At 68.1% G+C, this 11,483-nt stretch carries 7 protein-coding genes and 1 tRNA gene; 6 read left to right on the top strand and 2 right to left on the bottom strand.

Annotation, left to right across the window (positions count from 1 at the left end):
• The first annotated feature begins 1 nt into the window (after position 1).
• The 4 genes from lgt (at position 2) to pyk (ending at position 8,609) form a co-directional block, all read left to right on the top strand.
• Positions 2-850 carry a prolipoprotein diacylglyceryl transferase gene (gene lgt / locus EPD65_RS10120; protein WP_131583727.1) on the top strand — a complete coding sequence of 283 codons (849 nt, stop codon included), beginning with the start codon at positions 2-4 and terminating at the stop codon, positions 848-850.
• A gap of 177 nt (positions 851-1,027) precedes the next feature.
• Complete coding sequence (gene gltB, locus EPD65_RS10115) at positions 1,028-5,566, top strand: glutamate synthase large subunit (protein WP_424450504.1); 4,539 nt, start codon at positions 1,028-1,030, stop codon at positions 5,564-5,566.
• The gene (locus EPD65_RS10110) at positions 5,559-7,031 is read left to right on the top strand and encodes a glutamate synthase subunit beta (RefSeq protein ID WP_131583723.1); all 1,473 of its coding nucleotides are present in this window, start codon (positions 5,559-5,561) and stop codon (positions 7,029-7,031) included. Before gltB ends, EPD65_RS10110 begins: the two co-directional genes overlap by 8 nt.
• Positions 7,032-7,148: 117 nt before the next feature.
• On the top strand, positions 7,149-8,609 hold the full coding sequence (pyk, locus tag EPD65_RS10105; protein WP_131583721.1) for a pyruvate kinase: 1,461 nt from the start codon (positions 7,149-7,151) through the stop codon (positions 8,607-8,609).
• Here the strand turns inward: pyk and EPD65_RS10100 are convergent, their stop codons facing one another.
• Positions 8,610-9,389, bottom strand: a complete 780-nt coding sequence (locus EPD65_RS10100; RefSeq protein WP_131583719.1) for a helix-turn-helix domain-containing protein — start codon at positions 9,387-9,389, stop codon at positions 8,610-8,612.
• A 35-nt stretch (positions 9,390-9,424) separates the two neighbouring features.
• A tRNA-Leu gene (locus EPD65_RS10095) sits at positions 9,425-9,511 on the bottom strand.
• Between the two features lie 65 nt (positions 9,512-9,576).
• Here EPD65_RS10095 and EPD65_RS10090 point away from each other — a divergent pair.
• Both EPD65_RS10090 and EPD65_RS10085 read left to right on the top strand, forming a co-directional pair.
• Complete coding sequence (locus EPD65_RS10090; protein ID WP_131583717.1) at positions 9,577-10,176, top strand: ANTAR domain-containing response regulator; 600 nt, start codon at positions 9,577-9,579, stop codon at positions 10,174-10,176.
• Positions 10,177-10,309: 133 nt separating this feature from the next.
• The gene (locus EPD65_RS10085; RefSeq protein WP_207891499.1) at positions 10,310-11,446 is read left to right on the top strand and encodes a branched-chain amino acid ABC transporter substrate-binding protein; all 1,137 of its coding nucleotides are present in this window, start codon (positions 10,310-10,312) and stop codon (positions 11,444-11,446) included.
• Positions 11,447-11,483 lie beyond the last annotated feature (37 nt).

The following is an 11,483-nucleotide window of genomic DNA, read 5'->3' as shown; positions in this document are numbered from 1 at the left end:
CGTGACCGCTCTGTTCATCCCGAGCCCGGCGCAGGGCGTCTGGCACCTCGGCCCGTTCCCGCTGCGCGCCTACGCGCTCTGCATCATCCTCGGCATCGTCGCCGCGGTGTGGATCGGCGAGCGCCGCTGGATCGCCCGGGGCGGCAAGGCCGGCCAGATGCAGGACCTCGCGTTGTGGTGCGTGCCCTTCGGCATCGTCGGTGGCCGGCTCTACCACGTCATCACCGACCACGACCTGTACTTCGGCGAGGGCCGCCACGCGATCGACGCCCTGAAGATCTGGCACGGCGGCCTGGGCATCTGGGGCGCGATCGCGCTGGGTGCCGTCGGCGCGATCATCGGCGCCCGCGTGATGGACCTGCGGATCCTGCCGGTCCTCGACGCCCTCGCTCCCGGCGTACTCGTGGCGCAGGCGATCGGTCGCTTCGGCAACTACTTCAACCAGGAGCTCTTCGGGAAGCCGACGGACCTGCCGTGGGCGCTCGAGATCAACGCGGCACACCGCCCCGCCGGCTACGAGAACGTCGCGACGTTCCACCCGACGTTCCTCTACGAGTCGTTGTGGTGCCTCGGCGCCTTCGCGGTGATCCTACTGCTCGAGCGCCGCTTCGCGCTCGGCTTCGGCAAGACGCTCGCGCTCTACGCGATGCTGTACACGGCCGGCCGCGGCTGGATCGAGACGCTGCGGATCGACCCCGTCGAGCTCCACGACGTGGGTGGCCTCCGGTTCAACGTCTGGATGTCGCTGATCGTCTTCAGCCTCGCTGCGGCGTACCTCGTCTGGGCCGCGGTCAAGCGGCCCGGCCGGGAGGACGGGATCTACCGGACGCAGCAGGACGCAGCGGTCTGAGACGCCCGTCACTCCGGGGTCCCGGTGCCCTTTTTCGGGAGGAGTCGAGGGGGACCTGAGTGGTACTCTGACCATTCGCTAGGGCCAACGTCGTCCCCTGCGGTTCCCTTTTGCTTCTTGCATTGCCGATTCGCCGCGCCCTCATGGGCAGGCGCAGACGACGACGGGAGAATGCCCATGCACGCATTCCCGCCGCCCCAGGGTCTGTACGACGGGGGCCACGAGCACGACGCTTGTGGTGTTGCCTTCGTTGCCACCCTGACTGGCGTTGCCACGCACGACATCGTGAAGAAGGCGCTGACCGCGCTGAAGAACCTCGAGCACCGCGGTGCTGCGGGTGCCGAGCCCAACTCGGGTGACGGCGCCGGCATCCTGCTGCAGGTTCCGGACGCGTTCTTCCGCGACGTCGTTGACTTCGACCTTCCCGCCGCCGGGGCGTACGCCGCCGGTACGGCGTTCATCGACGGTGACGCCGATGCGGTCGCCAAGGTCAAGGCGCGCATCGAGGAGATCGCCGTCGAGGAGGGCCTCAACGTCCTCGGCTGGCGCACCGTCCCCGTCGCCACCGACATGCTCGGCGCCACGGCGCTGTCCTGCATGCCGAACTTCGAGCAGCTCTTCGTCGCCGGCACCGAGGCCATCACCGGCCTCCCGCTGGAGCGTCAGGCCTTCTGCCTGCGCAAGCGCGCCGAGCACGAGACGGGCGCCTACTTCCCGTCGCTGTCCTCGCGCACCATCGCGTACAAGGGCATGCTGACGACCGAGCAGCTCGACCAGGTCTTCCCGGACCTCGTCGACGAGCGCGTCACCTCGACCATCGGTGTCGTCCACTCGCGCTTCTCCACCAACACGTTCCCGTCGTGGCCGCTGGCTCACCCGTTCCGCTTCATCGCGCACAACGGTGAGATCAACACGGTCAAGGGCAACCGCAACTGGATGCGTGCGCGTGAGGCCCTCCTGGCCTCCGACGTCATCCCGGGCGACCTGCAGCGCCTCTTCCCGATCGTCGACCCCGAGGCGTCCGACTCCGCGTCGTTCGACGAGGTGCTCGAGCTGATCCACCTCGGTGGCCGCACGCTTCCGCACGCGATGCTGATGATGATCCCCGAGGCGTGGGAGAACCACGCCACGATGTCGCCCGAGCGCAAGGCGTTCTACGAGTTCCACAGCACCGTCATGGAGCCGTGGGACGGTCCGGCCAACGTCGTCTTCACCGACGGCACCGTGGTCGGCGCCGTGCTCGACCGCAACGGCCTGCGCCCCGGTCGCCTCTGGGTGACCGACGAGGGTCTCGTGATCTACGGCTCCGAGGCCGGCGTCCTCCACGACATCGCGCCGGAGTCGGTGGTCCGCAAGGGCCGCACGCAGCCGGGCAAGATGCTCTTGGTCGACACGGCCGAGGGTCGCATCATCGAGGACGACGAGATCAAGGACGCCCTGGCTGCGGAGCACCCGTACGCCGAGTGGCTGGCCGAGGGTCGCATCAAGCTGGGCGACCTCCCGGACCTCGAGCACATCGTCCACACGCACAAGTCCGTCGCGCGCCGCCAGCAGGTCTTCGGCTACACCGAGGAGGAGCTCCGCGTCCTCCTGGCCCCGATGGCCAACACGGGCGCCGAGGCGCTGGGCTCCATGGGCACGGACACGCCGATCGCCGCGATCAGCGAGAAGCCGCGTCTGCTGTTCGACTACTTCAGCCAGCTCTTCGCGCAGGTCACGAACCCGCCGCTGGACGCCATCCGCGAGGAGCTCGTCACCTCGCTCAACGGCTCCATCGGTCCGGAGTCAAACCTCCTCGCCCCGTCGGCTGAGTCCTGCAAGCAGGTCATCCTGCCGTTCCCGGTCTTCAGCAACGACGACCTGGCCAAGATCCGCCACATCAACCGTGACGGTGACCAGCCGGGCTTCATCGCCCACGTCGCCCGCGGTCTGTACGACGTCAAGGGTGGCGGCGCCGCGCTCGCCGCGAAGCTCGACGAGCTGTGCGCCGAGGTGTCGCAGGCGATCGCCGACGGTGCCCGCATCGTCGTCCTCTCCGACCGTCACTCGACCGCCGAGCTCGCGCCGATCCCGTCGCTGCTGCTCACGGCCGCCGTGCACCACCACCTCGTCCGCGAGAAGACCCGCACGCAGGTCGGTCTCGTCGTCGAGGCCGGTGACGTCCGCGAGGTCCACCACGTCGCGACCCTGATCGGCTTCGGTGCCGCCGCGGTCAACCCGTACCTCGCGCTCGAGTCCGCCGAGGACCTGGCCCGCGACGGTTCGTTCGTCAAGGTCGAGCCCGACGTCGCCGTCAAGCACGTCGTGAAGGGCCTCGGCAAGGGCGTCCTCAAGGTCATGTCGAAGATCGGTGTCTCGACGGTCGCGTCCTACACGGGTGCGCAGATCTTCGAGTGCATCGGTCTGTCGCAGGAGGTCATCGACAAGTACTTCACCGGTACGACGTCGCGCCTCGGTGGCATCTCGATCGACACCATCGCCGAGGAGGTGGCCAAGCGCCACGCCACGGCGTACCCGAAGGACGGCATCGCGTCGGCCCACCGCACGCTGCCGATCGGTGGCGAGTACCAGTGGCGCCGCGAGGGCGAGCCGCACCTCTTCAACCCGGAGACGGTCTTCCGCCTCCAGCACGCGACCCGTCAGGGCCGCTACGACGTCTTCAAGCAGTACACCGCCGCGGTCGACGACCAGGCGGTCCAGCTGAAGACGCTGCGTGGCCTCTTCGCGTTCGACAGCGGCCGCGCGCCGATCTCGATCGACGAGGTCGAGCCGGTCAGCGAGATCGTCAAGCGCTTCTCCACCGGCGCCATGTCGTACGGCTCCATCTCGCAGGAGGCGCACGAGACCCTCGCGGTCGCGATGAACTCCATCGGTGCGAAGTCCAACACCGGTGAGGGTGGCGAGGACCCGGAGCGTCTGTACGACCCGGTCCGCCGTTCGTCGATCAAGCAGGTCGCCTCGGGTCGCTTCGGCGTCACGTCGGAGTACCTGACCAACGCCGACGACATCCAGATCAAGATGGCGCAGGGTGCCAAGCCCGGCGAGGGCGGCCAGCTGCCCGGTCACAAGGTCTACCCGTGGGTGGCCAAGACCCGTCACTCGACCCCGGGTGTCGGCCTGATCTCCCCGCCGCCGCACCACGACATCTACTCGATCGAGGACCTGGCGCAGCTGATCCACGACCTGAAGAACGCGAACCCGGTTGCCCGTGTTCACGTGAAGCTGGTCTCCGAGGTCGGCGTCGGCACGGTCGCCGCGGGTGTCTCCAAGGCGCACGCGGACGTCGTCCTGATCTCCGGCCACGACGGCGGCACCGGCGCTTCGCCGCTGACGTCGCTGAAGCACGCGGGCGGTCCCTGGGAGCTCGGCCTCGCCGAGACCCAGCAGACGCTGCTGCTCAACGGCCTGCGCGACCGGATCGTCGTCCAGGCGGACGGTCAGCTCAAGACCGGTCGCGACGTCGTCATCGCCGCCCTGCTCGGTGCCGAGGAGTTCGGTTTCGCGACCGCGCCGCTCGTCGTCTCGGGCTGCATCATGATGCGCGTCTGCCACCTCGACACCTGCCCCGTGGGTGTGGCCACGCAGAACCCCGTCCTGCGCAGCCGCTTCTCCGGCAAGCCGGAGTTCGTCGTCAACTTCTTCGAGTTCATCGCGGAGGAGGTGCGCGAGATCCTCGCCGAGCTGGGCTTCCGCTCCATCCAGGAGGCGGTCGGTCAGGTCGAGGCTCTCGACACGCGTGACGCCTCGGCGTACTGGAAGGCCTCGGGTCTCGACCTGTCGCCGATCCTGCACAAGGTCGACCCCGCGGGTGACCACGGTCAGTACGAGGGCCAGGCCCTCTACAACACGCAGGGTCAGGACCACGGTCTCGACAAGGCGCTCGACAACGAGCTCATCGCGCTCGCCAAGCCGGCTCTCGAGTCCGGCGAGGCCGTGACGATCGAGATGCCGGTGCACAACGTCAACCGCACGGTCGGCACCATGCTCGGCCACGAGGTGACCAAGCGCTACAAGGGTGCCGGTCTGCCGGACAACACGATCGACGTGACCTTCACGGGCTCGGGCGGCAACTCGTTCGGTGCCTTCATCCCGAAGGGCGTCACGCTCCGCATCGTCGGCGAGTCCAACGACTACGTCGGCAAGGGCCTCTCCGGTGGCCGCATCGTGGTCCGCCCGGACTCCGCTGCGACCTTCGAGGCGAGCGAGCACGTCATCGCGGGCAACACGATCGCGTTCGGCGCGACCTCCGGCGAGATGTTCCTCTCCGGCCGGGTCGGCGAGCGCTGCTGCGTCCGCAACTCGGGCGCGACGGTCGTGACCGAGGGTGTCGGCGACCACGGCTGCGAGTACATGACCGGTGGTCGTGTGGTCGTCCTGGGCGCCACGGGCCGCAACTTCGCCGCGGGCATGTCGGGCGGTTACGCCTTCGTGCTCGAACTGGACGAGGCCAAGGTCAACCCGGAGCTGGTCGAGCTCGCGCCGGTCACCGGCAAGGCGGCCGTCGAGCTCAAGGAGATCGTGACCAAGCACTTCGAGGAGACCGGTTCGTCGGTCGCCGAGGGGCTGCTGGCTGACTGGGATGCGGCGCTTCCGCGCTTCACCGAGGTCATGCCGAGTGACTACAAGCGCGTGCTCGAGGCCCGTGAGGAGGCCCTCGAGGAGGGTCTCAACGAGGACGAGGCCGCGGCTCGCATCATGGAGGTGCTGCATGGCTGACCCGAAGGGCTTTCTGAAGGAAGGCCGCCAGGTCGCGACCCGTCGTTCCGTCGACGAGCGTGTCGGTGACTGGAAGGAGGTCTACCCCGATGGTGGCATCGGCAAGACCCTGCTTCCGATCATCACGACGCAGGCGAGCCGTTGCATGGACTGCGGCATCCCGTTCTGCCACCAGGGTTGCCCGCTGGGCAACATCATCCCGGAGTGGAACGACCTGGTCTTCCGCAACGACTGGGAGGCCGCGATCGAGCGGCTGCACGCGACCAACAACTTCCCGGAGTTCACGGGTCGCCTGTGCCCGGCCCCGTGTGAGACGGCCTGCGTCCTGGGCATCAACCAGGACCCGGTGACGATCAAGAACATCGAGGTCTCGATCATCGACAAGGCGTGGGAGTCCGGCTTCGTCCGCCCCGTCGAGGCCGAGTGGCTCTCCGGCAAGACCGTTGCCGTCATCGGCTCCGGCCCGGCCGGTCTTGCCGCCGCCCAGCAGCTCACGCGCGCCGGCCACACGGTCGCCGTCTACGAGCGCGCGGACCGTGCGGGTGGTCTCCTCCGCTACGGCATCCCCGAGTTCAAGATGGAGAAGTCGCAGGTCGACCGCCGTCTCGAGCAGATGAAGAAGGAAGGCACCGTCTTCCGCACCGGCGTCAACGTCGGTGAGGAGATCACGGGCGACCAGCTCCGTGAGCGTTACGACGCCGTCGTCCTCGCCATCGGCTCGACCGTCCCGCGTGGCCTGCCGGTCCCGGGTGCGGAGCTCGGTGGCATCCACCAGGCGATGGAGTTCCTCCCGCAGGCCAACCGGATCGCCTACGGCGACACGGAGCTGCCGGGCGGTGCCGAGCAGATCATGGCGACGGGCAAGAACGTCGTCATCATCGGTGGCGGTGACACGGGTGCCGACTGCCTCGGCACGTCCATCCGTCAGGGTGCCGCCTCGATCACGCAGCTCGAGATCATGCCGCGTCCGACCGAGGAGCGTCCCGCCGGCCAGCCGTGGCCGACGTACCCGATGACCTACAAGGTCTCGTCGGCGCACGAGGAGGGCGGCGAGCGCGTCTACGCGACCTCGACCGTCGAGTTCCTCGGCGACGCCAACGGCAATGTCCGGGCGCTCAAGGTCACCGAGGTCGGTCCCGACTTCAAGGCGATCGAGGGCACCGAGCGCGAGATCCCGGCCGAGCTCGTGCTCATGGCGATGGGCTTCCTCCACCCGGAGAAGACCGGCCTCGTCGAGCAGCTCGGTGTCGAGCTGGACGAGCGTGGCAACGTCAAGCGCGACCTCGACTACAAGTCGTCGGTCGAGGGCGTGTACGTCGCGGGTGACGCCGGTCGTGGTCAGTCGCTGATCGTCTGGGCGATCGCCGAGGGACGTTCCGCCGCCGCTGCGGTGGACAAGTTCCTCACCGGCTCGACGACGCTGCCGGCGCCGATCCCGCCGACGGCCCGTCCGCTGATGGCCTGACGCAGAACGTCGACAGAAGGCCCCCTCCCGCATGGGAGGGGGCCTTCTGCTGTCCGGACGACGAAAGTTTGTCGCTGTGACTGTGGGGTAACCATCGCCGACCACTAGGGTCGAGGTGTGCGGAGAGCAAAGATCGTGTGCACCCTCGGCCCTGCCGTCTCGACCCCGGACAAGATCCGGGCGCTTGTGGACGCGGGCATGGACGTTGCACGGATGAACATGAGCCATGGGTCGCACGACGACCACGCCCGGATCTACCAGCTGGTGCGCGATGCCGCCGAGCAGGCGGGTCGATCGGTCGGCATCTTCGCCGACCTGCAGGGCCCCAAGATCCGTCTCGAGCGCTTCTCCGACGGTCCTGTCGACCTCGAGCAGGGCCAGGCCTGGACGATCACCACGCGTGACGTCGACGGCAGCAACGTCGAGTGCGGCACGACGTACAAGGGCCTTCCGGGTGACGTGAAGATCGGCGACCCGATCCTCATCGACGACGGCAAGGTCCGCCTGGTCGTGACCGGGGTGGCCGACACCGAGGTGCACACGCAGGTCGTCGTGCCCGGCACGGTGAGCAACAACAAGGGCATCAACCTGCCCGGCGTACCGGTGTCCGTGCCGGCGATGTCGGAGAAGGACGTCGAGGACCTGCGCTTCGCGCTGCAGCTCGGTGTCGACTTCATCGCGCTCTCGTTCGTACGCAACGCGGCCGACGCGGAGGACGTCCGCGTGGTCATGCGTGAGGAGGGCCGGATCGTCCCGGTCATCGGCAAGATCGAGAAGCCGCAGGCGGTCGATGCGATCGACGAGATCGTCGACGCCTTCGACGGCCTGATGGTTGCCCGCGGCGACCTGGGCGTGGAGTGCCCCCTCGAGGAGGTGCCGTTCATCCAGAAGTCCGTGATCGAGAAGGCCCGCCGCTTCGCGAAGCCGGTCATCGTGGCCACGCAGATGCTCGAGTCGATGATCAGCTCGCCGGCGCCCACCCGTGCCGAGGCGTCCGACGTCGCCAACGCGATCATCGACGGCGCCGACGCGGTCATGCTGTCGGGGGAGACGAGCGTCGGCGCGCACCCGATCGTCGCCGTCCAGACGATGGCCCGCATCGCAGCTGCCGCCGAGGACCACAGCCTCGAGCACATGGCGCTGATCAACTGGAACCCGCGCACCACCGGTGGCGTCATCGCCAAGGCTGCCGCCGAGGTGGCCGATCGGGTCGGCGCGAAGTACATCGTCGCCTTCACCACGAGCGGCGACTCCGCCCGACGGCTGTCGCGCTATCGGGGCCGGATCCCGATCCTGGCGTTCACGCCGAAGGCCGACACCCGCTCGCAGCTCTGCCTGGCGTGGGGCGTCGAGGTCTTCCAGACCGCGGTCGTCGAGCACACCGACGAGATGGTCCGCCAGGTCGACGAGGCGCTCCTTGCCAGCGGCCGCGTGGAGGAGGGCGACCTCGTCGTCATCATCGCGGGCTCGCCCCCGGGCATCCCCGGCTCGACCAACGCCCTGCGCGTCCACCGCATGGGGGACGCGATCAACGAGGTGGCGCCGGCGTACCACCGCGTGGACAGCGACGAGGACTGATCAGGACTTCAGCCCGATCAAGGCGTCGAGGCGGGCGACCGCCTCGCGCCTTGATACGGAGATGCACCAGGTGTTGCTCTGACGCCAGGGGATCTCGAGCAAGTCCAGTGCCCAGCAGCAGAGGTCGCGAATGTCGTCGGACCGGTTGCTGAATTGCCAGCGCGGGTAGTCGTAGCGCTTCCGCTCGCCGTTGACGATCCGGCTGGCCCAGTTGTTGGTCCTGCAGCCGTCCGAGTGGAAGAGGCCCCGGAGGAATGGCCCGGGACGTCGTTCGACGACTTCGCGCTGCCAGCGATCGAGCACGATTGGCCGAGTGTGTTTGTAGCCCGGGCCGTGCTGCGGGAACAGGCACGGCCAGTGCTTCCAGTAGAGGTACGTCGTCACCATGCCTCGACGCGCTAGCGCCATGGGTGTCGATCCCGGCTTGAGTCTGCCGATGGTCTCGACGAGTCGAGCGTTGTCGTCGGCATAGTTGGCGTCGTTGTAGATGCTGAACTTCCACACGCCCCGACGGGCGCGAACGATGTGGCCATCACCCAGGTACCAGCCGAGAAGCTCGGCATAGGCGTCTTCGTCCAGTGCGGCGCCGTCGCAGCGCGGGCACGGAACCTGGCAATGGCTCTGGCCGCGAGGCAGACCCTCGTGGAGATACACCTTGCGCCAACGCCAGACTGTGTTGCGCGGTACTCCAGTGCGAGCGGCTACGTCACCTGGGCGGACGCCCGCGCGAAGGAGCCGAAGCGCCTCCTCGACGACGTCGTCCGGATGAAAGTGGCCCACGCCTTCAGTAGAGCGCGAGCCACCGACAACCAATGTGGTGCCGGGTGCGGGACTTGAACCCGCAAGCCCTTTCGGGCAACGAGGTTTGAGCTCGTCGCGTTTGCCGATTTCGCCAACCCGGCTGGCGGGCGTCAGCCTAGCCGCATCGCAGGTGCGCGCCGTACGCCGGGCGGCTAGCCTTGCCGCCGTGAACAGCACCCCGCCGCGCCGTGTCCTCATCGCCGAGGACGAGGCCCTCATCCGCATGGACCTCGCCGAGATGCTCGTCGAGGAGGGCTACGACGTCGTGGGCCAGGCTGCGGACGGCGAGCAGGCGATCGCGCTGGCCGAGGAGCTGCGTCCGGATCTCGTCGTTCTCGACGTGAAGATGCCCAAGCTCGACGGCATTGCCGCTGCGCAGCGGATCGCGGGGGAGCGGATCGCACCGGTCGTCATCCTCACTGCGTTCGCGCAGCGCGAGCTCGTCGAGCGGGCCCGTGACGCGGGCGCGATGGCGTACCTGGTCAAGCCGTTCACCCGCAACGACCTGGTACCGGCGATCGAGATGGCGGTGAGTCGCTTCGCCGAGGTGGCCGCGCTCGAGATCGAGGTCGGGGACCTGACCGAGCGGCTCGAGACCCGCAAGGCCGTCGACCGCGCGAAGGGTGTCCTGCAGAAGGACATGGGCCTCTCCGAGCCCGACGCCTTCCGTTGGATCCAGAAGACTGCGATGGACCTGCGCCTCTCGATGCGCCAGGTCGCCGACGGCGTGGTCGAGCACGGCGCCGCCGGCACCCCCAGCGCCTGACCCCAGCCCGGAAAAAGTTCGGTCACGAATCGACAACCACGCGCGTCGGACCTGTCGCGTGATGTGAATCACGGGCTAGGTTGCGAATCGATCGCGGACATCGCCGTCCGCCTGAATCGATCGGAGACAAATCGTGCGTTTTTCCCCGAAGGCCGGAGCGGCCCTCGCTGCCGTCGGCCTGGCGACGATGTCGCTTGCCGCTTGCAACACGACGACCAAGGGCGGCAACTCCGCCGATGGTGGTTGTGACTACGCGATCACCTACTTCGGTGCGCTGACTGGTGACGCCGCCGCCCTCGGCGTCAACGCCTACAACGGCGCCAAGCTCGCTGTCGACCAGTACAACGACAAGCACAAGGACGCCTGCGTCACGCTGAACAAGGTCGACTCGCAGTCCGACCCCAACCAGGCTCCCGCCCTCGCCACCAAGGTCGCGCAGGACAAGAACGTCCTCGGTGTCGTCGGCCCGCTCTTCTCGGGTGAGTCCAAGGCAGCCGACCCGGTCTTCAACTCGGCCGGTGTCCCGCTGATCTCCGCCTCGGCGACCAACCCGCACCTCTCCGAGAACGGCTGGAAGGTCTTCCACCGCCTCCTCGGCAACGACGACGCACAGGGCCCGGACGTCTCGAAGCTGATCCACGACGTCGCCAAGGCGCACAAGACCTTCGTCATCGACGACGCCTCGGAGTACGGCAAGGGTCTCGCGGACGTCGTCAAGAAGGACCTCAAGTCCGAGGTCATCGGCAGCGACACGATCACCGCCGGCAAGACCGACTTCGCAGGCACTGTCACCAAGGTCGTCGCGGCGAAGCCGGAGGCGGTCTTCTTCGGTGGCTACTACCCCGAGGGTGGTCTGCTCGCCAAGCAGCTCCGCGCCGCGGGCTACACGGGCTCGTTCGTCGTCGCTGACGGTGTGAAGGACCCGGAGTACGTCAAGATCGCGGGCGACGCCGCCGAGGGCACGCTCATGACCTGCCCCTGCGTCCCGGGTGACCAGGTCAAGGCGTTCGCGGACGCCTACAAGGCGAAGTACGACGTCGACCCGGGCACGTACTCGCCCGAGGCCTACGACGCGGCGAACATCTTCCTGGCGGGTATCGACGCCGGCAAGACTGACCGCGCGTCGATGAACACCTTCGTCTCGGCGTACGACGGTGACGGCATCACGAAGCACCTCGGCTTCACCAAGACCGGTGAGTCCAAGGAGATCCCGATCTGGGGCTACCAGGTCAAGGACGGCCAGATCATCCCGGTCAAGCAGCTGAGCTGATCCACGAGGAGGCGCGCTGCGCCCGGCCCGGCCGGGC

It is taken from the genome of Nocardioides jejuensis, assembly GCF_004337475.1.
GTDB classification, from domain to species: domain Bacteria; phylum Actinomycetota; class Actinomycetes; order Propionibacteriales; family Nocardioidaceae; genus Nocardioides; species Nocardioides jejuensis.
The sequence above is the reverse complement of the archived record's forward strand: the minus strand, read 5'-3'. Positions and strand labels throughout refer to the sequence as shown.

What these genes read in the sequence shown, in the direction of transcription:
- gltB (WP_424450504.1), top strand. Translation starts at nt 1,028, where the DNA reads ATGCACGCATTCCCGCCGCCCCAGGGTCTGTACGACGGGGGCCACGAG.
- EPD65_RS10110 (WP_131583723.1), top strand. Translation starts at nt 5,559, where the DNA reads ATGGCTGACCCGAAGGGCTTTCTGAAGGAAGGCCGCCAGGTCGCGACC.